The organism is Acidovorax sp. FG27, from assembly GCF_040365715.1.
GTDB lineage: Bacteria > Pseudomonadota > Gammaproteobacteria > Burkholderiales > Burkholderiaceae_C > Paracidovorax.
The window spans coordinates 591920-612056 of record NZ_BAABVY010000009.1; the positions used below are offsets into that span (position 1 = coordinate 591920).

Annotated in this window: 19 protein-coding genes; 6 read left to right on the forward strand and 13 right to left on the reverse strand. The window is 67.9% G+C overall.

What is annotated here, in order from left to right:
* Positions 1-7: 7 nt before the first annotated feature.
* Positions 8-1537 carry a superoxide dismutase family protein gene (locus ABWV53_RS09705; protein ID WP_353365306.1) on the forward strand — a complete coding sequence of 510 codons (1530 nt, stop codon included), beginning with the start codon at positions 8-10 and terminating at the stop codon, positions 1535-1537.
* 64 nt (positions 1538-1601) lie between these two features.
* Here ABWV53_RS09705 and guaA read toward each other — a convergent pair whose 3' ends face one another.
* Both guaA and guaB read right to left on the reverse strand, forming a co-directional pair.
* Entirely contained in the window at positions 1602-3251 is a 1650-nt protein-coding gene (gene guaA / locus ABWV53_RS09710; RefSeq protein WP_353365308.1) for a glutamine-hydrolyzing GMP synthase, read from the reverse strand.
* Between the two features lie 87 nt (positions 3252-3338).
* The gene (gene guaB / locus ABWV53_RS09715; protein WP_353365310.1) at positions 3339-4814 is read right to left on the reverse strand and encodes an IMP dehydrogenase; all 1476 of its coding nucleotides are present in this window, start codon (positions 4812-4814) and stop codon (positions 3339-3341) included.
* Between the two features lie 104 nt (positions 4815-4918).
* Between guaB and ABWV53_RS09720 the strand changes: the two genes are divergently transcribed.
* Entirely contained in the window at positions 4919-5476 is a 558-nt protein-coding gene (locus ABWV53_RS09720) for a DUF4124 domain-containing protein (RefSeq protein ID WP_353365312.1), read from the forward strand.
* A 98-nt stretch (positions 5477-5574) separates the two neighbouring features.
* Here the strand turns inward: ABWV53_RS09720 and ABWV53_RS09725 are convergent, their stop codons facing one another.
* Positions 5575-5919 (reverse strand): RnfH family protein, encoded by a 345-nt coding sequence (locus ABWV53_RS09725; RefSeq protein ID WP_353365314.1) that lies wholly within the window; start codon positions 5917-5919, stop codon positions 5575-5577.
* Positions 5912-6352 (reverse strand): type II toxin-antitoxin system RatA family toxin, encoded by a 441-nt coding sequence (locus ABWV53_RS09730; RefSeq protein ID WP_353365316.1) that lies wholly within the window; start codon positions 6350-6352, stop codon positions 5912-5914. Before ABWV53_RS09730 ends, ABWV53_RS09725 begins: the two co-directional genes overlap by 8 nt.
* Positions 6353-6490: 138 nt before the next feature.
* Here ABWV53_RS09730 and smpB point away from each other — a divergent pair, with 138 nt between their 5' ends.
* The 4 genes from smpB (at position 6491) to ABWV53_RS09750 (ending at position 8948) form a co-directional block, all read left to right on the forward strand.
* A complete protein-coding gene (gene smpB / locus ABWV53_RS09735) occupies positions 6491-6964 on the forward strand; it encodes an SsrA-binding protein SmpB (protein WP_353365318.1) in 474 nt (157 codons plus the stop codon).
* A gap of 131 nt (positions 6965-7095) precedes the next feature.
* The gene (locus ABWV53_RS09740; protein WP_502903858.1) at positions 7096-7485 is read left to right on the forward strand and encodes a COG4315 family predicted lipoprotein; all 390 of its coding nucleotides are present in this window, start codon (positions 7096-7098) and stop codon (positions 7483-7485) included.
* Positions 7486-7518: 33 nt separating this feature from the next.
* The gene (locus ABWV53_RS09745) at positions 7519-8076 is read left to right on the forward strand and encodes an RNA polymerase sigma factor (RefSeq protein WP_353365320.1); all 558 of its coding nucleotides are present in this window, start codon (positions 7519-7521) and stop codon (positions 8074-8076) included.
* A 17-nt stretch (positions 8077-8093) separates the two neighbouring features.
* A complete protein-coding gene (locus ABWV53_RS09750) occupies positions 8094-8948 on the forward strand; it encodes an anti-sigma factor family protein (protein ID WP_353365322.1) in 855 nt (284 codons plus the stop codon).
* A 75-nt stretch (positions 8949-9023) separates the two neighbouring features.
* On the opposite strand, the gene ABWV53_RS09755 is transcribed toward ABWV53_RS09750, so the two are convergent.
* The 9 genes from ABWV53_RS09755 to ABWV53_RS09795 form a co-directional block, all read right to left on the reverse strand.
* Positions 9024-10181, reverse strand: coding sequence for an enoyl-CoA hydratase/isomerase family protein (locus tag ABWV53_RS09755; protein ID WP_353365324.1), 1158 nt, complete (start codon positions 10179-10181; stop codon positions 9024-9026).
* Positions 10178-11077 carry a DMT family transporter gene (locus ABWV53_RS09760; protein ID WP_353365326.1) on the reverse strand — a complete coding sequence of 300 codons (900 nt, stop codon included), beginning with the start codon at positions 11075-11077 and terminating at the stop codon, positions 10178-10180. The genes ABWV53_RS09755 and ABWV53_RS09760 overlap by 4 nt, the downstream gene beginning before the upstream one ends.
* Before the next feature lie 204 nt (positions 11078-11281).
* Positions 11282-13105: a translational GTPase TypA gene (typA, locus tag ABWV53_RS09765; RefSeq protein ID WP_353365328.1), complete on the reverse strand. Its 1824-nt coding sequence runs from the start codon at positions 13103-13105 to the stop codon at positions 11282-11284.
* On the reverse strand, positions 13102-14106 hold the full coding sequence (gene truB / locus ABWV53_RS09770) for a tRNA pseudouridine(55) synthase TruB (RefSeq protein WP_353365331.1): 1005 nt from the start codon (positions 14104-14106) through the stop codon (positions 13102-13104). The genes typA and truB overlap by 4 nt, the downstream gene beginning before the upstream one ends.
* Positions 14103-14480, reverse strand: a complete 378-nt coding sequence (gene rbfA / locus ABWV53_RS09775; protein ID WP_353365333.1) for a 30S ribosome-binding factor RbfA — start codon at positions 14478-14480, stop codon at positions 14103-14105. Before rbfA ends, truB begins: the two co-directional genes overlap by 4 nt.
* A gap of 3 nt (positions 14481-14483) precedes the next feature.
* A complete protein-coding gene (gene infB / locus ABWV53_RS09780; protein WP_353365335.1) occupies positions 14484-17324 on the reverse strand; it encodes a translation initiation factor IF-2 in 2841 nt (946 codons plus the stop codon).
* A gap of 23 nt (positions 17325-17347) precedes the next feature.
* The gene (gene nusA, locus ABWV53_RS09785; protein ID WP_353365337.1) at positions 17348-18835 is read right to left on the reverse strand and encodes a transcription termination factor NusA; all 1488 of its coding nucleotides are present in this window, start codon (positions 18833-18835) and stop codon (positions 17348-17350) included.
* Between the two features lie 70 nt (positions 18836-18905).
* Entirely contained in the window at positions 18906-19520 is a 615-nt protein-coding gene (gene rimP / locus ABWV53_RS09790; protein WP_353365339.1) for a ribosome maturation factor RimP, read from the reverse strand.
* 198 nt (positions 19521-19718) lie between these two features.
* Positions 19719-20099, reverse strand: a complete 381-nt coding sequence (locus ABWV53_RS09795) for a thioredoxin family protein (protein ID WP_353365341.1) — start codon at positions 20097-20099, stop codon at positions 19719-19721.
* Positions 20100-20137: the final 38 nt, after the last annotated feature.

Consider the following 20137-nt stretch of genomic DNA (forward strand, 5'->3'; position numbering starts at 1 on the left):
GTTCCGCATGACCCACACCCTGCCCCAGAAGATGCCCTCGGCGGCAGCCGCAGCGGCACTGGCCCTGTTGCTGAGTGGCTGCGCCGCCACCGGCAATTTCGACATGCCGCGCGCGGGCACGCCGCCGACCCCTGCGGCAGGTGCCGTGCCGCCCGGCCCGGCGGCAGCCGCCGAAGGAGCGACCGCCCAGGTCGCCCTGCTGAACCCGGCAGGCAGCCCCGCTGGCCGCGCCATGCTGCGAGAGCTGCCCGGGAGTACCGGCGTGGAGATTGCCATCGAAGTGCAGAACATGGCGCCGGGCCGCCATGGCTTCCACATCCATGCCCACGGGGCCTGCGCTCCCGGGCCGGACGCGGCCACCGGCCAGATCGTTCCGTTCGGCGCGGCGGGCGGGCATTTCGACCCGTTCATGACGCGCAACCACGGCCGGCCCGGCCAGTCGGCGCATGAAGCGCACGCGGGCGAGTTGCCGAACATCGACGTGGGCGCCGATGGCCGGGGCAGCCTGCGCCACACGAACCCGCAGTTGACGCTGCAGCCAGGCCAGACCGGCGTGCTGGGCCGCACGCTGGTCGTGCACGAAAAGGAAGACGACTACGCCAGCGACCCGGCGGGCGACTCGGGCGGGCGCATCGCCTGCGGCTTGATCGAGCCCGCGGGCCCGAGCATGGTAACGGGGCGTGTGACGTTCGAGGGCGCGAACGTCTTCCCCGAAGGCATCGCCATCGACCCCACGACGGGCGTGGCCTACGTGGGCTCCAGCACCGAGGGGCACATCTACCGCCTGGCCCCGGGCGCCGCGAAGGCCGAGATGTTCCAGTCGGGCGGGTCACCCGGCCGCCAGGCGGCCTATGGCATGGAGATCGACCCGCAGGGCCGCCTGTGGGTGGCCGCAGGCCCCAACGACGCGGTGGCGCTCATCGACCCGAAGACGGCCGCCACGCTGCAAGTCGTGGAAGGCCCGAAGGACGGCCACGCCTTCCTGAACGATCTGGCACTGGCCGGCCCGTTCCTCTACGTGACCGACTCCTTCCGCCCGACGCTCTGGCGCATCGACACCCGGCAGGGCCCGGCGGCCCGGCTGGAGCCCTGGCTGGACTTGCGCGGCACCCCGATCCGCTACGAATCCAACCAGATCAACCTGAACGGCATCGTGGCCTCGCCCGACGGGCGCTGGCTGCTGTCGGTGCAGCAGTTCACCGGCCAGCTCTGGCGCATCGACACGGCCACGCGCGCGGTCGCGCAGGTGCGCATGGAAGGCTTCGACCTGAAGCACGGTGACGGCCTGGTGCTGGCCGGCCCCACCGATCTCTATGTGGTGCGCAACGCGACCCACGAACTGGACCGCGTGGCGCTCTCCCGCGACTGGGACAGCGCCCGCGTGCTGCAGCGCCTGCACGACCCCCGCCTGAAGTACCCGACCACCGCGGCGCTGGCCGGCTCCGCCCTGTGGGTGGTCAACGGGCAGACCGACAAGCAGAAGGCACCGCCGCCGCTGCTGCCGTTCGACGTGCTGCGGGTCGCGCTGCCGCGCTGACCCGGCACTTGGGTGCCAGCGCGCTGGTGACCGGCCGACCCGATCCCGCGGGTCGGCGGCCAGGTCACTCCCACTCGATCGTGGCTGGCGGCTTGCTGCTGACGTCGTAGGTCACGCGGTTGATGCCGCGCACTTCGTTGATGATGCGGCCGGACACCTTCTTGAGCAGCGCGTAGGGCAGCTCCGCCCAGTCGGCGGTCATGAAGTCGCTGGTCTGCACGGCGCGCAGGGCCACCACGTAGTCGTAGGTGCGGCCGTCGCCCATCACGCCGACGCTCTTGACGGGCAGGAACACGGTGAAGGCCTGGCTGGTGAGGTCGTACCAGCTCTTGCCGGTGGCGGGGTCGATGAAGTTGCGCAGCTCTTCGATGAAGATGTGGTCGGCCTCGCGCAGCAGGTCGGCGTATTCCTTCTTCACTTCACCCAGGATACGAACGCCCAGGCCGGGGCCCGGGAACGGGTGGCGGTAGACCATGGCGGGCGGCAGGCCCAGCGCCACGCCCAGCTCGCGCACTTCGTCCTTGAACAGCTCGCGCAGCGGCTCCAGCAGCTTCAGGCCCAGCTGCTCGGGCAGGCCACCGACGTTGTGGTGGCTCTTGATGGTGACGGCCTTCTTGCTCTTGGCGCCGCCCGACTCGATCACGTCGGGGTAGATGGTGCCCTGTGCCAGGAAGGTCGCGCCCTTGACGGCCGGTCGGCCGTCAGTACCGTTGCCGACGCCATCGCCTGCGGCCTTGAGCTTGGCGGCCTCCTGCTTGAACACGGTGACGAACTCGCCGCCGATGATCTTGCGCTTGGCCTCGGGCTCGCTCACGCCGGCCAGCTTGCCCAGGAAGAGTTCGCTGGCATCGACGCGGATGACCTTGGCGTGCAGCTTGCCCTCGAACATCTCCATGACCATGTCGCCCTCGTTCAGGCGCAGCAGGCCGTGGTCCACGAAGACGCAGGTCAGCTGGTCGCCGATGGCGCGGTGGATCAGCGCGGCGGCGACGGAAGAGTCCACGCCGCCCGACAGGCCCAGGATGACTTCTTCGTCGCCCACCTGCTCGCGGATCTTCTGGACCGCTTCCTCGATGTAGTCGCCCATGACCCAATCCGGGGAGGCCTGGCAGATGCCCAGCACGAAGCGGTCGAGCAGTGCCTTGCCCTGCACGGTGTGCGTGACTTCCGGATGGAACTGCACGGCGTAGAAGCGGCGCGTCTCATCGGCCATGCCGGCGATGGGGCAGCTGGGGGTGCTGGCCATGAGCTTGAAGCCCGGCGGCAGCTCGGTGACCTTGTCGCCGTGGCTCATCCACACGTTCAGCATGCCGTGGCCTTCGGCCGTGGTGTAGTCGGCGATGTCTTTCAGCAATTCGGTGTGGCCATGCGCGCGCACGGCGGCAAAACCGAATTCGCGCTTGTGGTGGCCTTCCACCTTGCCGCCCAGCTGGTGCGCCATGGTCTGCATGCCGTAGCAAATGCCCAGCACCGGCACACCCAGCTCGAACACCGCTTGCGGCGCCTTGTCGGTCGTTTCCTCGTACACGCTGGCGTGGCTACCGGACAGGATCACGCCCTTGAGCGAGCCGTCCTTGGCGTATTCGCGGATCCACTCGTCGGTCACGTCGCACGGGTGGACCTCGCTGTAGACGTGGGCCTCGCGCACGCGGCGGGCGATGAGCTGGGTGACTTGCGAGCCGAAGTCGAGGATGAGGATTTTCTGGTGTTGCATGGCGGGGCGGTCAGGCGACGGGGGACGGAAAAGACAAAGGCCCGAACACCGCTTTTGCGTGGGTTCGGGCCTGCGGATGCCGATGGATCAGTCGGCGCGGTAGTTGGGGGCTTCCTTGGTGATCTGCACGTCGTGGACGTGGCTCTCGCGGATGCCGGCGGTGGTGATCTCGACGAACTCGGCCTTGTCGTTCATGTCCTGGATCGTGGCGCAGCCGCAGTAGCCCATGGCCGCGCGCACGCCGCCCGCCATCTGGAAGACGATGGAGACCATCGAGCCCTTGTACGGCACACGGCCTTCGATGCCTTCGGGCACCAGCTTGTCGGCATTGGGGTTGCCGGTGCTCGATTCCTGGAAATAGCGGTCGGCCGAGCCCTGCTGCATGGCACCGATGGAGCCCATGCCGCGGTAGCTCTTGTAGCTGCGGCCCTGGAACAGGATGACTTCGCCCGGCGCCTCTTCGGTGCCGGCGAACATGCCGCCCATCATGATGGTGCTGGCACCGGCGGCCAGCGCCTTGGCGATGTCGCCACTGTAACGGATGCCGCCGTCCGCGATCAGCGGCACGCCGGTGCCCTTCAGGGCCGTGGCGACGCTGTCGATGGCCATGATCTGCGGCACGCCGACGCCCGCGACGATGCGGGTCGTGCAGATGGAGCCCGGGCCGATGCCGACCTTGACCGCATCGGCGCCGGCCTCGACCAGCGCCAGGGCGGCCGCGCCGGTGGCGATGTTGCCGCCGATCACGTCCACTTGCGGATAGTGCTTCTTGACCCAGCGCACGCGCTCGATCACGCCGTGGCTGTGGCCGTGGGCGGTGTCGACCACGATCGCGTCGACGCCGGCCTTGACCAGCGCTTCCACGCGCTCTTCGGTGCCGTCGCCCACGCCGACCGCCGCGCCCACGCGCAGGCGGCCCGAGGCATCGCGCGCTGCGTTGGGGAAGCTGGTCTGCTTGGTGATGTCCTTGACGGTGATGAGGCCCTTGAGCTCGAAGGCGTCGTTGACGACCAGGAGCCGCTCGAGCTTGTGCTTGTTCAGCAAGGCCTTGGCCTGCTCGGGCGAGGTGCCGTCCTTCTCGTTGACCGTGACGAGCTTCTCGCGCGGCGTCATGATCTCGTGCACCTTGACGTCGTAGCGCGTCTCGAAGCGCAGGTCACGCCCGGTGACCAGGCCCACGACCTTGCCGCCGTCGCACACCGGAAAGCCCGAGATGCCCAGCTGCTCGGAGAGCTGCAGCACCTGCAGCACCGTGTGCTGTGGGGTGATGACGACCGGGTCGCGAACCACGCCCGACTCGTAGCGCTTGACCTTGGCCACGTGCGCTGCCTGCTCCTGCGCCGTCAGGTTCTTGTGGACGATGCCGATGCCGCCTTCCTGCGCGATGGCGATGGCCAGGCGCGCCTCGGTCACCGTGTCCATGGCGGCGGACACGAGCGGCAGATTCAGTTGGATGTTGCGGGAGAGTTTCGTCGCGAGGGACGTGTCCTTGGGCAGGACCTGGGAGTACGCTGGCACCAGCAACACATCGTCGAAGGTGAGCGCTTTTCCAAGAAGGCGCATGAGAAAGCTCCAAAAGGCGGATTGTACCCGTGCCCACGCAGCGGAACGCGGCGCAGGGCCGCCCGCGCTGGTGCGCGTGCGGCGGCGCAGATAAACTGCGGCGCATGACAAAGCACAAGCTGGTTCTGTTGGCGGTGGCCTGCACATGGGCCCTGGGCGCTTCTGCGCAATGGCAGTGGGTGGACAAGGACGGACGCAAGGTCTTCAGCGACCGCCCACCGCCGGCAGAGACGCCGCAGGCCAACATCCTCCAGCAGCCACGCGGCACGTCCCGAACGCCCGCTCCGGCCGCACCAGCGGCTGCCGCCGCGCAGGACGGCGGCGCGGCGGTGTCGCAACCCGCCGGGGCGCCCTCCGGCCAGGCGGCGGCACCAGCGCCCCGCCCCGCCGGCAAGGACGAGGCGCTGGAAAAGAAGAAAGCCGAGGCCGAGGCGGCTGAAGCGGCCAGGAAGAAGGCCGAAGCCGAACGCGTGGCCAAGGCACGTGCCGACAACTGCGCGCGGGCACGGCAAGCCAAGGCCACCCTGAATTCGGGCCAGTTGCTCTCGCACACCAACGCCCAGGGCGAACGCGGCTTCATGGACGACGCCACGCGGGCGGCAGAGACGCAGCGCGCCGATTCGGTGATCGCATCGGACTGCGGCCCGGCTGCGGCGCGCTGACGACGGCAGCGTTCAGCCAGTCAGGCAGCACACTGGAACCACCGGGCCATCGCCGTCCCGCCCGAGCCTGCCTGCACCCAGGCCGATGGCCCGGCCGCTCAATACCCCGCCTTGGCTCCCGGTCGGCGGTCGGCGAAGAGCCCGGCCGTGCGCGCACCCTGCCGCGCGAAGCGCTGGCGGCGCGCCACCTTTGGATCGACCAGCAGGGCCCGGCACCATTCGACGCGGTCCTGGTCGCGCAATGCCTGCCCTGGCGGCGCGGCCCGGCCCCACACGCTGCTGGAACATTGCGCGTGGTCAGGGTCCAGGCCGCAGGCCTTCAGCGCATCGGACACGCAGGCGCCCGCGGGCAGCCGCAACGACCACTCCCTGACTTCGCCCGGTGCAATGGAAGCCACCACCGCCACCTGGATCGGGGACGGCGTTCCGGCCGGCTCAGCCATAGACCTGCTCGGCCCGCTTAATGAACGCATCGACCATGGTGCTGGCGATGCGGTCGAACACCGGCCCCACCAGCGCGGCCAATGCCGCGCTGTCGAACCCGTATTGCAGCTGCAATTCCACCCGGCAGGCGCGCTGCGTGCCGTCGCCCACGGCGTGGAACTGCCAGAGCCCCTCCAGCTGCGAAAAGGGGCCCTTCACCAGCTGCATCTGCACGCTGCGGCCCGGCACGTGCGTGTTGCGCGTGACGAACGACTTGCGGATGGCACCCAGCGCGATGCCGACCTCGGCCGTCATGGTGTCGCCCGCCGTCTCCAGCACCGCAGCCCGGTCGCACCACGGCAGGAATTCGGGGTACTTCGCCACATCCGTCACCAGCGCGAACATTTCTTCGGGGCTATACCAGATCAGGACGGACTTGTTGACGGTTTTCATAGGGGAAATGATAGGGACGTGCGAGGGGCCTTCAGGTGGGACGGCTTCCAGACGTGCCTGGCCTAAAATCCTGCGAGCGAGACGACAACAATTGTAGGGAGGCCTTTGAACTCCCGATTTGCGCCGCATCTGAAAGCCATGGCCAAGAAACCCGAAACATCGTCCCGCATCGCCGACAACAAGAAGGCGGCCTACAACTACTTCTTCGAAGAGCGCCTGGAGGCGGGCCTCGTGCTGCAGGGCTGGGAGGTCAAGGCCCTGCGCGAAGGCAAGGTGCAGTTGACCGATGGCTACGTGCTGGCCCGGGGCGGCGAATTGTTCCTGATCGGCTGCCAGATCAACCCGCTCAAGACGGCCTCGACCCACGTCAACCCCGAGGCTGCCCGCACCAAGAAGCTGCTGCTGCACAAGGAGCAGATCGAGAAGCTGGTGAACAAGGTCGATCAGCGCGGCTACACGCTGGTGCCGCTCAACCTGCACTGGAAGGACGGCCGCGTGAAGTGCGAAATCGCCCTGGCCAAGGGCAAGGCCGAGCACGACAAGCGCGACACCATCAAGGAACGCGAAGGCAAGCGCGAGGTGGAGCGCGCGATGAAGGTGCACCACCGCTGACGCGGGGCTAGCGCTTTTTTTCAGGGTGCCGTGGAATAAACCACGCGCTGGCGGTGTTCATCCCTTCGCAGGCCGCCTTGGAGACGGGTGCAATCCGCACCCGGCACGGCCGGCACCGACAGGAGATTCCGATGACGATCAAGCAGCTCACCTTTCTGGCCCCCGCCCTGGCCGTGCTCGCCTTCACCGCCGGCTGCGCCGCCACCCAGCCCATGGCGCCTGCCAGCGTGCAGAACGGCGTGCTGGTGGGCGCCAATGGCATGACGCTCTACACCTTCGACCGGGACACGGCCGGCAGCGGCAAGTCGGTCTGCAACGGCCAGTGCGCCACCAACTGGCCGCCGTTGATGGCGGGCGCCACCGCCCCGGCGGCCCCCGATTACTCGGTGGTGCAGCGCGATGACGGCAGCCGCCAGATCGCCTACAAGGGCAAGCCGCTCTACTACTGGGCCAAGGACACCAAGCCCGGCGACAAGACCGGCGACGGGGTGAACAAGGTCTGGCGCACCGCCACGCCCTGAGCCCGGCATACCGCCCCGACCCATCGCCCCGGCATGAACCGCGCCCAGGTGCAGGACCATCTGCCCGGCCTGCGCCGCTATGCGCGCATGCTGACAGGGGACCGCTGGGCCGCGGACGACCTGGTGCAGGACACGCTGGAGCGGGCCTGCCGCAAGTGGCTGCTGTGGCGCGCGGGCACCGATCTGCGGGCATGGCTCTTCACGCTCATGCACAACCTCTACCTGAACCAGCGCCGGGGCGCCCCGCCCCTGCACCTGCTCGACGGGCAGGACGCCGCCGCCGAGCTTCCGGCCGCCACCGGGCTCAGCCACGACACTGCGTTGGACTTGGAGCGCTGCCTGCAGCGCCTGCCGCCCGACCAGCGCGCCGTGCTGCTGCTGGTCACCCTGGAAGACTTGCCGTACACCGAGGTCGCCCGCGTGCTGGGCGTGCCCGTCGGCACCGTGATGTCGCGCCTGTCGCGGGCCCGTTCGCGCATGCGTGAATGGATGGAAAGCGCCGATCAGCGGCCTGGCGGCGTTGCGCCCGTGCCCGCCGATGCGGCCCGGACGCCGGCCGATGCGCCACCCGCGCTGCGGCGGCTGAAATGATGAGCGAGCGACCGCCCATGCAGCGCCCTCCCGCCGACCCTGCGACCGATCCGCACGGCGATGCGCGCCTGCATGCGCTCGTCGACGGCCAGTGCTCCCCCGCGCAGGTCCAGCGCGTGCGGGACGGCCTGGACGCGGACACGCTGGCCGACGTGGCTGCATGGCAGCAGCACCGCGACGGCCTGCGCGCGCTGCACGGGGCGCTGCAGCCCGCAGAGCCGGCGCCCGGGCTGCGCCAGGCCGCCGAGCAATTGCAGCGGCGGCATGACCGGCAGGGCGACTGGAGCCGCTGGGGCGGCATCGCGGCCGGCTGGCTGCTGGCGTTCGGCCTGGGCTGGGGATGGCACGGCGAGAGCGAGCGCATTGGGGCCGGCGGCATGGGCAATGCGCCCAGTGCGGCTGCGCCTGCCGCCTTCGTGCAGCAGGCGGCCGTGGCCCACGCGGTCTTCCAGCCCGAGCAGCGCCACCCGGTCGAAGTCGGCGCGGCGCAGCAGGACCATCTGGTGCAGTGGCTGTCCCGGCGGCTGGGCCGGCCGCTCGCCGTGCCGGTGCTGTCGGCCCAGGGCTTCGAGCTGGTGGGCGGGCGCCTGCTGCCGGGCGGCGACGGTGCCCGTGCGCAGTTCATGTACCAGGACCCGACCGGCCAGCGCATCACGTTCTACCTGGGTGCGCTGGACGCCGCCTCGACCACGCCGGGCAGCGCCAAGGCCGGGCAAGCAGGGGAAACGGCCTTCCAGTTCCATCAGGACGGCGCCGTGGCCAGCTTTTATTGGGTGGACCAGGGCTTCGGCTATGCGCTGAGCGGCGCATTGCCACGCCCTGCCCTGCTGGCGGTCGCGACCGCCGTATACCAGCAAGTAGGGAACAGATAGCTGGCGCCCCTGCCCGGCTGAAGTCTTTCACGACAGCCGGCCAGGCCCAGGCCGCCGCAAGCCGTCGGCCCGGCTTCAGCCAGCCAGGGTCGCCAGCGGATGGGCGTGCGCGGGCCAGGGGCTGTCGAAAAAGGCGCGCGCCGTAGCGGCGGAAACGTCTTCGATGCGCGCCGGGTTCCAGCGCGGCGCGTGGTCCTTGTCCACGGCCAGAGCGCGAATGCCTTCCAGCGTTTCGCTCTGCCCGGGGCGCAGATGGAAGCAGTGGCGCACCATGTCCCGCTCCATGCGCAGGTCGTCGGCCAGGTTCATGGCGCGGGCGCGGCGGATCTGCTCCAGCACCACGAACAGCATCAGCGGCGAGCGCTGGCGCAGCGTGGCGGCGGTCGACCGGCACCAGTCGTCGTCCGCCGCAGCCTCGAGCGCCGCCATGATCGCGGGCACGTCGGGCAGGCCGAAATAATGGTCGATTTGGCTTCGCGCGCTTATCCCACCTGGGCTTGTTGCTATCAATTTTGATTCAACCCATTGCTGCACGGCCGCGCCATCGCCGAAGGACTGCGTGCCCAGCGCCTCCCACACGGCGGCCTGGTCGGCCGATGCCATGCTGCCGTCGGCCAGCTTGGCGGCCACGGCATCGGCCGCGCCGATGGTGTTGCCGGTGAGCGCCAGCCACTCGCCTACGTGGCCGGGGCAGCGCGACAGGAAGTAGCCGCCGCCCACGTCGGGAAAGAGGCCGATCGCCGTCTCGGGCATGGCCATCCTGGTGCGCTCGGTCACGATGCGCAGGCTCGCCCCCTGGCTGATGCCCATGCCCCCGCCCATGACGATGCCGTCCATGAACGCGATGTAGGGCTTGCCGTAGTGGTGGATGAGGTGGTTGAGCGCGTACTCTTCCGTGAAGAAGTCTTCCAACTGCGGGTTGCCTTCGGTGCCGGCACGGTGCAGAAAGCGGATGTCGCCCCCCGCGCAGAAGGCGCCGAAAGCCCCTTCCTTGTTGCTGCCGCGGATCGCCACGGCCAGCACCTGCGGGTCCTGCCGCCACGCCAGCAGCGTGCGCATGAGTTCGCGCACCATGCCCAGCGACAGCGCATTGAGCGCCTTCGGCCGGTTCAGCGTGATGAAGCCCACCTGGCCCCGCACCTCGGTCAGCACCTCAGGCGCCGCGGCGGCTGCCGCCGTGCCGGTGCCCGTATTCGTGTTCGTGTTCGTCGTCGTCTCCGTCTTGTCGCTCATCGTTCTTCTTTCCAACCCCACAGTTCATTGCACACCAGCGCGCCGATCACCAGCGCGCCACCCGTCAGCACGGCGGCCGTGGGCCGCTCGCCCGCGCCCAGCCATGCCAGCACGATACCGAAGATCACCTCCAGCAAACCCAAGAGGGCGATCTCCGGCGCCTTCAGCACCTGCCCGCAGCGCACCACCAGCACGCACGGAACCGCCAGCTGCACCACGCCCAGCAGGGCCAGCAGCATCAGGTCATGGGCAGAGGCCTGGAACGGCAAAGCCACCGGCAGGGTCGCCAGCGCCGAGATGACGGCCCCCACCAGCACCGCCGGCGCCAGGTCGACCGCGTGGCCGTGCCGCTGCGAATGCTGCACCACCGTCCAGTTGACGGCGGCGGCCACCGGCACGCACAGGGCCACCAACGTGCCCAGCAGCGGCAGGCCGGCGACCTGGGCGCCGTACATCCAGCCGATGCCCAGCCCCGCCACGCCGATGGCCGCCCAGGTGCGCGGCGCGATGCGGTGGCCGATGAAGAGCCAGGCGAAGACGGCCGTGAGCAGCGGGCCGACCGCCATCGTCACCAGCACGTTGGCCACCGGCATCAGCAAGATGGCCACCATGAAGGCGGTGAACATCACGCTCCAGCACAGGCCGGACACCCACAGCGCCCGGCCGCCCCGGCGCATGGAGGCGAACACGGCGCGGCCCTGCAGCGCCGGCAGGATGGCGAGGAGCGCCACCACCGTGAAGAAACTGCGCCAGAAGGTCACCTCGAAGCTGCGCGCTGCCTCCAGGTAGCGCGTGACCACGCCGGCGATCGACCACATCAGCGTGATCGCCACCATCAGCCACACCGCCCTGCCGTGGGTGAGCGCACCCCACGAACCCGCTGCCCTGCCTGCCATGCGACGACTCCAGCGCGGGCCGCCCTGACGAGGGCCGGCGCAGTTGGTTGTAAAAAAAAATTCCACGAACCGGTGTCCGGGGGCCGCATTCTCCGCCGGCCCCAGGCAAAAAGGGTGCGTCCACCGCAGCGGACGCACCCTTTCCAAAAAAATTCCGGGCCTCGATCCGGCCGGCCGCAGCACCTGCGTGCTGGCGGCCCCCGATCAGGAGCGGGCTGCGCGCTTGCGCTCGTTTTCCGTCAGGAAGCGCTTGCGCAGGCGCACGCTCTTGGGCGTGATCTCGACCAGTTCGTCGTCCTCGATGAACTCGACGCCGTATTCCAGCGTGAGGTCGATCGGGGGCGTGATCTTGATCGCGTCTTCCTTGCCCGAGACGCGGAAGTTGGTCAGCTGCTTGGTGCGCGTGGCGTTCACGATCAGGTCGTTGTCGCGGCTGTGGATGCCGACGATCATGCCTTCGTACACCGGATCGTTCGCCTTCACGAACATGCGGCCGCGGTCGTCCAGCTTGCCCAGGGCATAGGTGAAGATTTCACCGTCGTCCATGGAGATCAGCACGCCGTTCTTGCGGCCGCCGATGTCGCCCTTGTGCGGCTCGTAGCTGTCGAAGATGTTGCTGATGAGGCCGGAGCCACGCGTCAGGTTCAGGAATTCGTTGGTGAAGCCGATCAGGCCCCGCGCCGGGATGCGGTATTCCAGGCGCACGCGGCCACGGCCGTCCGATTCCATGTTGACAAGCTCGCCCTTGCGCTCGCCCAGGGCCTGCATCACGCCGCCCTGGTGGCCTTCCTCGATGTCGGCCGTCACCAGCTCGATCGGCTCGTGCTTGACGCCGTCGATGTCCTTGAACACCACGCGGGGCTTGGACACGGCCAGCTCGTAGCCTTCGCGGCGCATGTTCTCCAGCAGGATGGTCAGGTGCAGTTCGCCCCGGCCCATCACTTCGAAGATGCCTTCCTCGTCGGTTTCCTTCACGCGCAGGGCCACGTTGTGCTGCAGTTCCTTCTGCAGGCGGTCCCAGATCTGGCGGCTGGTGACGAACTTGCCTTCACGGCCGGCCAGCGGCGAGGTGTTGACGCAGAAGTTCATCGTCAGCGTGGGCTCGTCCACCTTCAGCATGGGCAGCGGCGCGGGGTTGGCCGGGTCGGTCACGGTCACGCCGATGCCGATGTCCTCGATGCCGTTGATCAGCACGATGTCGCCGGGGCCGGCCAGCGGGGTCTGCATGCGGTCCAGGCCCTGGAAGGTCAGCACCTGGTTCACGCGGCCCTTGACGCTCTTGCCGTCGGGGCCTTCCATGACCAGCACGTCCTGGCCGGGCTTGATGGTGCCCTGGCTGATGCGGCCCACGCCGATGCGGCCCACGAAGGTGGAGAAGTCGAGCGCCGAGATCTGCAGCTGCAGCGGAGCCGATGCGTCACCCGAGTTCGGGGGGACGTGCTTCAGGATGGTGTTGAACAGGGCCGACATGTCGGGGCCCCACTGCTCGCCCGGAGCGCCTTCTTCCAGCGACGACCAGCCGTTGATGCCGGAGGCATACACCACGGGGAAGTCGAGCTGCTCGTCGGTCGCGCCCAGCTTGTCGAACAGGTCGAACGCGGCGTTCACCACCTTGTCGGGGTTGGCACCGGGCTTGTCGACCTTGTTCACCACCAGGATCGGGCGCAGGCCCAGGGCCAGGGCCTTCTTGGTCACGAAGCGCGTCTGGGGCATGGGGCCTTCCTGCGCGTCGATCAGCAGCACCACGCTGTCCACCATCGACAGGGCACGTTCGACTTCGCCGCCGAAGTCCGCGTGGCCCGGGGTGTCGACGATGTTGATGTGCGTGCCTTCCCAGCTCACGGCGCAGTTCTTGGCCAGGATGGTGATGCCGCGTTCCTTTTCGATCGCGTTGTTGTCCATCACCGTGTCGACGACCTTTTCGTGGTCGGCGAAGGTGCCGGACTGGCGCAGCAGCTGGTCGACCATGGTGGTTTTGCCGTGGTCGACGTGCGCGATGATGGCGATGTTGCGAATTTGTTTGCTCATAGTGCTTCCAATGTGCCGCGCTCCGTAGTCCGCGGTGTGTTTCCGATTTCGATGATCTGTTGAATTTCGAGCGGGCTCAGGAGCCGGTCCGGCACCAGCTCGCCTGCGGTGATGTGCCCCACGCCCAGCAGGGCGCGCGGCGCGTTGCCGAACACGGCCACGGCGGGCGCGTCGGGCCAGGCCCCCCGCCGACGCACGCCCGACAGGAATCGGCCCGCATTCTCGCCGTCGAGCGTGACACGCTCGTGCTGCGGCAGCAGCGTCTCGACCGGGTGCACGCACGCCAGCCGGTCGTCTTCCGCCATCGCCTCCAGCGCGGCCAGGGTGACGCAGCGGTCCAGCCCCAGCCCGCCCGTGTCGGTGCGGCGCAGGAACGTCAGGTGCGCACCGCAGCCCAGCGCCCGGCCGATGTCCTCGCCCAGCGTGCGAATGTAGGTGCCCTTGCTGCAGTTTACTATCATTTTGATAGCGTACTGCGCTTGATCCACGGGCGCCAGAGCCAGTTGCAATGCATGAATGGTGACGTCCCGCGCGGGCCGCTCCACCTCGATGCCCTCCCGGGCGTATTCGTAGAGCGCACGGCCGTCCTTCTTGAGCGCGCTGTGCATCGGCGGCACCTGCCGGATCGGACCGGTGAACTGACGCTGCACCTCGGCCAGCCGCTCGTCGCTCAGTTGCGCGGGATTGACCTCGCGGCGCTCCAGCACCTCGCCCTCGGCGTCGCCGGTGGACGTGGTCACGCCCAGCAGCGCGACGGCTTCATAGGTCTTGGGCGCGTCCAGTTGCAACTGGCTGAACTTGGTCGCCGCGCCGAAGCACAGCGGCAGCACGCCGCTGGCGAGCGGATCGAGCGTGCCGGTGTGGCCCGCCTTTTCGGCGCGCAGCAGCCATTTCACCTTCTGCAAGGCGTCATTGCTGGAAAAGCCCAGCGGCTTGTCGAGCAGCAGCACTCCGTGCACCGGGCGCCGCTGCACCCGGATGCGGGGAGCGCGTGCGGTCATGCGTCCTCGTCGTCTTTGGAGCGGGACGCCACGGCGCGCGCAATCAGCGCGTTCATGTCGGCGGCACGCTCGGTGGTGCGGTCGAACATGAAGTGCAGCGTGGGCACGGTGTGGATGTGCAGGCGCTTGAAAAGCCCGTTGCGCAAAAAGCCTGCGGCCTGGTTCAGCGCATCCTGCGTCGCCTGCTGGTCGCCCACGAGCACGCTGAAGAACACCTTCGCGTGCGCGTAGTCGGGCGTGACCTCCACGGCCTGCAGGGTCACCATGCCGATGCGCGGGTCTTTCAACTCGCGGATCAGCTCGGTCAGATCGCGCTGGATCTGGTCCGCGACCTTGAAGCCGCGGTTGGGCGTGGAGGATTTCTTGCCAGCCATGGTTTACAGCGTCCGCGCGATTTCCTTGATGTCGAAGAACTCCAGCTGATCACCTTCCTTGATGTCGTTGTAGTTCTTCAACTTGATACCGCACTCGAAGCCTTCCTTGACTTCCTTGACGTCGTCCTTCAGGCGCTTGACCGAGTCCACTTCGCCCGTGTAGACCACGACGTTGTCGCGCAGCAGGCGGAAGCGTGCATTGCGGTGGACCATGCCCGACGTGATGTACGAGCCGGCGATGGTGCCGATCTTCGTCGCCACGAACACGGTGCGGATCTCGGCCGTGCCGATGACCTCTTCGCGCTGCTCGGGTGCCAGCATGCCGGACATCGCCACCTTCAGCTCGTCCACGGCGTCGTAGATGATGCTGTAGTAGTGCAGATCGACGCCGTTGTTCTCGGCCAGCTTGCGCGCACCGGCATCGGCGCGCACGTTGAAGCCGATCACGATGGCCTTGGAGGCGATCGCCAGGTTGACGTCCGATTCGCTGATGCCGCCCACGCCGGCATACACCAGCTGGACCTTGATCTCGTCGGTCGAGAGCTTGAGCAGCGACTGCGACAGCGCTTCCTGCGAACCCTGCACGTCGGCCTTGACGATGATGGGCAGGTACTTCACCTCGCCCGCAGTCATGTCGGCGAACATGTTCTCCAGCTTGGCAGCTTGCTGCTTGGCCAGCTTGGTGTTGCGGAACTTGCCGGCGCGGTAGGTCGCGACTTCGCGGGCACGGCGCTCGTCGCCCAGCACCTGGAAGTCGTCGCCTGCCTGGGGCACCTCGGTCAGACCCTGGATCTCCACCGGGATCGACGGGCCCGCCGTCTTGGCGACGCGGCCGTTCTCGTCCAGCATGGCGCGCACGCGGCCATAGGTCTGGCCGGCCAGCACGATGTCGCCGACCTTCAACGTGCCGGACTGCACCAGCACCGTGGCCACCGGGCCGCGGCCCTTGTCCAGCTGCGCTTCGATCACCAGGCCCTTGGCCAGCGACTCTACGGGCGCCTTCAGCTCCAGCACTTCGGCCTGCAGCAGCACCTGCTCGAGCAGCTCGTCGATGCCCGCGCCCGTCTTGGACGACACCGGCACGAAGGGCGACTCGCCGCCGTACTCTTCGGGCACGACCTCCTCGACCACCAGCTCCTGCTTCACGCGCTCGAAGTTCGCATCGGGCTTGTCGGACTTGGTGATGGCCACGACGATCGGAACGCCGGCCGCCTTGGCGTGCTTGATGGCTTCCTTCGTCTGGGGCATGACGCCGTCGTCCGCCGCCACCACCAGGATGACGATGTCGGTCGCCTGCGCACCGCGGGCCCGCATGGCCGTGAAGGCCTCGTGGCCGGGGGTGTCGAGGAACGACACCATGCCGCGCTCGGTCTCGACGTGGTAGGCGCCGATATGCTGCGTGATGCCGCCGGCTTCGCCCGCCGCCACCTTGGCGCGGCGGATGTAGTCCAGCAGCGAGGTCTTGCCGTGGTCCACGTGGCCCATGACGGTGACCACCGGAGCGCGCGGCAGCAGTTCGGCCTGCTGGCCGGACACGTCCTCGTCGGTGAAGGCTTCCGGATCGTCCAGCGCCGCCACCACGGCCTTGTGGCCCATTTCTTCGACCACGATCATGGCCGTGTCCTGGTCCAGCGGCTGGTTGATGGTGACCATCTGGCCCATCTTCATCAGCGACTTGATGACCTCGGACGCCTTGATCGACATCTTGTGCGCCAGCTCGGCCACCGTGATGGTTTCCGGCACGTGCACTTCGATGACGCGCGCCTCCACCTGCGCCTGCGGCTGGTGGTGGTGATCGTCGCCCCGGTCGTTGCCGCGGCGGCCACGCGGGCCGGTGCGCCAGTTGTTGCGCCCCACGCCCCCGCTGCTGTCGCCACGGGTCTTGATTTCCTTCTTCTTGGCCGGATCGCCAGCCCAGCTCGACGAGAGCTTGGCGGACTTGACTTCCTTGCCGGCACCGCCCGGTGCGGCGGGCGCGCCCGGACGCGCCGCGCCCGGCGTCGCGGCCGGCTTGTGCAGCGTGCCCTTCTTGGCATCGGCGGCGCCGGGTGCCTTGGGAGCCGGCTTGGGCTCTTCGGGCTTCTTGGCGACCAGCACCTTCTTGGGAGCGGCCATCATGGCGCGGATGGCCTCGGCCTCGGCGAGGGCCTTGCGGCGGCGCTCGTCCAGGTCGGCGGCGCGCGCCGTTTCCTCCGCGACGCGCGCGGCGGACTCGGCCTCGGCCTTGGCACGTGCCTCCGCCTGCGCGGCGGTGCGGGCGGCGGCTTCGGCCGCCTGGCCACGCACGACTTCCTGGCGTTGGGCCGATGCCTGGGCGGCCTTCTCGGCTTCCTGCGCCGCGTAGGCGGCCGCACGCTCTTCGGCTTCACGTTCGCGCTGCTCGCGGCTCTCCCGCTCGCGGCGCTTCTCGTTCAGCTCTTCCTCCTGGCGGCGGATCAGTTCGGCCTGGCCACGGGCTTCTTCCTCGCGGCGGACCAGCTCCAGATCGGCGGCGCTCGGGCTCTCAGCCGCGTCTTCGCCTTCCGGCACGGTCTCGGCCTCGTCCTCGCGCTTGATGAAGGTGCGCTTCTTGCGCACTTCCACCTGAATGGTCCGGGCCTTGCCGGTGGCGTCGGCCTGCTTGATCTCGCTGGTCGACTTCTTCGTCAGCGTGATCTTGCGGCGATCGGTGGCCACGGTGCCGTGGCTGGCCTGCAGGAAGGACAGCAGCTTCTGCTTGTCGGATTCGGACAAGGCATCGCTCGCGTTGGACTTGGCCACGCCAGCGGACTTGAGCTGGTCGAGCAAGGTCTCGGGAGACTTCTTGAGTTCGTTCGCGAACTCTGCAACGGTATTACTGGACATATTGGATTCGTACCTCCCTACCCTTACTCTGGTTGCCCTGCGAACCAATGTTCACGAGCCTTCAGGATCAAGGCTTTGGCATCTTCCGGCGACTGTCCGGTCAAATCAGTCAGTTCATCAATGGCCAGATCGGCCAGGTCGTCACGGCTGTGGACGCCCCCTTCGGCCAGCTTGGCGATCAGTTCAGGCGTCAGGCCTTCCAGGTCACGCAGGTTCTGCGACACGCCCTCGACGCTTTCCTCGCGGGCGATTTCCATCGTCAGCAGGGCGTCCTTGGCGCGAGCGCGCAGCTCGTTGACCGTGTCTTCGTCGAAGCTCTCGATCTCCAGCATTTCCTGGATGGGCACGTAGGCCACTTCTTCCAGGCTGGAGAAACCTTCGGCGATCAGGATGTCGGCGATTTCCTCGTCCACATCGAGCTTTTCCATGAACAGGCGGCGCGAGGTGTCGGTCTCGGTGGCCTGCTTCTGGGCGGATTCGGCCGCGTCCATGATGTTGATCTTCCAGCCAGTGAGGTCGGAAGCCAGGCGCACGTTCTGGCCGCCACGGCCGATGGCGATGGCGAGGTTCTCCTCGTCCACCACCACGTCCATCGCGTGCTTTTCCTCGTCCACCACGATGGACGAGACGTTGGCAGGCGCCAGCGCGCCGATGACGAACTGCGCGGGGTCTTCCGACCACAGCACGATGTCCACGCGCTCGCCGGCCAGCTCGTTGGTGACGGCATTGACGCGCGTTCCCCGCACGCCCACGCAGGTGCCGATGGGGTCCACGCGGCGGTCGTGCGAGAGCACGGCGATCTTGGCGCGGCTGCCGGCGTCGCGGGCGCAGCTCTTGATCTCGAGCAGGCCCTGCTCGATCTCGGGCACTTCGTTGCGGAACAGCTCCATCATGAATTCCGGCGCGGAACGCGACAGGATGATCGGCGCGCCGCGCAGCGTCAGGTCCACTTCCATGATCATGGCGCGCACGCGGTCGCCATTGCGCAGGTTTTCCTTCGGGATCATCTCCGAGCGGCGCAGGCGCCCTTCCACGCGGCCGGACTCTACGATGATGTCGCCCTTGTCCATGCGCTTGACCGTGCCGGTGAAGATCTTCTCGCCACGCGACATGAAGTCGTTGAGCAGCATTTCGCGCTCGGCGTCGCGGATCTTCTGCAGGATCACCTGCTTTGCCGCCATGGCGCCGATACGGCCGATGGGCACCGACTCGACGCCTTCCTCGATGTGCTCGCCGACCTCGACGTCGGCAATGCGGTCGCGCGCGTCCATCAGCAGCTCTTCGGCTTCCGGATTCTGCAGGCCCGCATCGTCGGGCACCACCAGCCAGCGACGGAAAGTCTCGTAATTGCCGCTGTCACGATCGATCGACACGCGGATGTCCACCTCGCCGGGGTACAGCTTCTTCGTAGCCTGGGCCAGCGCCAACTCCACGGCACCAAACACCACATCGCGCTCCACGTTCTTTTCGCGCGAAATGGCTTCGACCAACATCAACAGTTCGCGATTCATGCGACGACTCTCCTATTTCAATCACCCGAGGACCGATGCGCCGGCAGCGGCCCGATATTGTTCTTGGGGTTCAGGCGCCGGCCTGGCCCGCCTTGGCTCCACGGCCCTTGAAGTCCACCAGCGGCGCGAGCCGGGCGTCCTTCAGCTCATCCAGCGTGAAGCCCAGGGCCTGCAGCGGGGCGGGCACGCGCTTCTTGCTCACGCGCTGGCCGGGCTTGGGTGGCGGCTCCTCGCTCCAGACGATCTGCCAGCCACCCGAATCAGCCCGCTCCAGCGTGCCGCGAAATTTCTTGCGATTGGCATTCACCTGGCCTTCGGCGGCCGCGCCCAGCGGGGCCTTGAGCGTCAGATCGATCACCTCGCCGGCGAATCGCACGAAATCCTGTTCGTGGCGCAGCGGACGGTCGATGCCGGGTGACGAGACTTCCAGGCGCTTGTATTCAACGCCGTCCACTTCGAGCGCGAACTGCAGCTGGCGGGTGACCTTCTCGCAGTCTTCCACTGTCACGAACTGCTCGGGCAGCGGGCCTGCGGCCGCACCGGCACCACCATCGCCGGGCGAAACCGGGGGGGTCCAGGGGTGATCGATGGTGATGCGCAGCAGCCCCCCAGCGGAGCGCTCGATTTCCACCAGGTCATAGCCCAGCCCGCTGACGGTTTGTTCGACGATCTCTTGCAATGCCACGTGTGCTTCTGTTCAGTGTCCGGAAATACAAAAAACCCGACAACCGCCCGAATCATTCCCGGCAGCTTCGAGCTGGAAAATAAACGCCCAAAAAAAAAGGGCGGTGAGTACCCGCCCGGTTGGTCGTGAGAATCTTATTGTAGCCGCTAACGCACTGATTTGCCAGCGAAGCGGCACGCGGCGCCTGTCGCGCCCCTTTCAGCCGTGCCGCGCAGCAACGCGGGCGAGCAATGCCTGGGCCTCGTGCGCGGCAGGCAGCGCCGCCTGATCCTCCAGATTCTCCACCATCCGCCTGAGCACCCCCGCCTGCGGCAACAGGGGGCCGAGAAAACGCGCATGCCCCCCGGCTGCCAGGAGCACCGTCGGGAATGTGTCCACGTCGATGTCCCCAGCCAGGTCCGATTCGTCCTCGACATCCAACCACACGAAACGGGCGCGGGGATGGGCCGCGGCCACGTCGTCGAACAGCGCCTGGTAATCCCGGCACACGCCGCACCATGCAGCGCAGAGGCAGACGACCCAAAGGTCGGCGACCTCTGGAGTGGCGCTGGCAGCGGGCTCTACGGCAGGAAGGGGCATGGAAGGAGAGACTTTCAGAGTTTCGACGCGGGACCGGC

Excerpts from the sequence above, each read along its gene's own strand:
- ABWV53_RS09705 (WP_353365306.1), top strand. The coding sequence starts at position 8 with ATGACCCACACCCTGCCCCAGAAGATGCCCTCGGCGGCAGCCGCAGCG.
- guaA (WP_353365308.1), bottom strand. The coding sequence starts at position 3,251 with ATGCAACACCAGAAAATCCTCATCCTCGACTTCGGCTCGCAAGTCACC.
- guaB (WP_353365310.1), bottom strand. The coding sequence starts at position 4,814 with ATGCGCCTTCTTGGAAAAGCGCTCACCTTCGACGATGTGTTGCTGGTG.
- ABWV53_RS09720 (WP_353365312.1), top strand. The coding sequence starts at position 4,919 with ATGACAAAGCACAAGCTGGTTCTGTTGGCGGTGGCCTGCACATGGGCC.
- ABWV53_RS09725 (WP_353365314.1), bottom strand. The coding sequence starts at position 5,919 with ATGGCTGAGCCGGCCGGAACGCCGTCCCCGATCCAGGTGGCGGTGGTG.
- ABWV53_RS09730 (WP_353365316.1), bottom strand. The coding sequence starts at position 6,352 with ATGAAAACCGTCAACAAGTCCGTCCTGATCTGGTATAGCCCCGAAGAA.
- smpB (WP_353365318.1), top strand. The coding sequence starts at position 6,491 with ATGGCCAAGAAACCCGAAACATCGTCCCGCATCGCCGACAACAAGAAG.
- ABWV53_RS09740 (WP_502903858.1), top strand. The coding sequence starts at position 7,096 with ATGACGATCAAGCAGCTCACCTTTCTGGCCCCCGCCCTGGCCGTGCTC.
- ABWV53_RS09745 (WP_353365320.1), top strand. The coding sequence starts at position 7,519 with ATGAACCGCGCCCAGGTGCAGGACCATCTGCCCGGCCTGCGCCGCTAT.
- ABWV53_RS09750 (WP_353365322.1), top strand. The coding sequence starts at position 8,094 with ATGCAGCGCCCTCCCGCCGACCCTGCGACCGATCCGCACGGCGATGCG.
- ABWV53_RS09755 (WP_353365324.1), bottom strand. The coding sequence starts at position 10,181 with ATGAGCGACAAGACGGAGACGACGACGAACACGAACACGAATACGGGC.
- ABWV53_RS09760 (WP_353365326.1), bottom strand. The coding sequence starts at position 11,077 with ATGGCAGGCAGGGCAGCGGGTTCGTGGGGTGCGCTCACCCACGGCAGG.
- typA (WP_353365328.1), bottom strand. The coding sequence starts at position 13,105 with ATGAGCAAACAAATTCGCAACATCGCCATCATCGCGCACGTCGACCAC.
- truB (WP_353365331.1), bottom strand. The coding sequence starts at position 14,106 with ATGACCGCACGCGCTCCCCGCATCCGGGTGCAGCGGCGCCCGGTGCAC.
- rbfA (WP_353365333.1), bottom strand. The coding sequence starts at position 14,480 with ATGGCTGGCAAGAAATCCTCCACGCCCAACCGCGGCTTCAAGGTCGCG.
- infB (WP_353365335.1), bottom strand. The coding sequence starts at position 17,324 with ATGTCCAGTAATACCGTTGCAGAGTTCGCGAACGAACTCAAGAAGTCT.
- nusA (WP_353365337.1), bottom strand. The coding sequence starts at position 18,835 with ATGAATCGCGAACTGTTGATGTTGGTCGAAGCCATTTCGCGCGAAAAG.
- ABWV53_RS09795 (WP_353365341.1), bottom strand. The coding sequence starts at position 20,099 with ATGCCCCTTCCTGCCGTAGAGCCCGCTGCCAGCGCCACTCCAGAGGTC.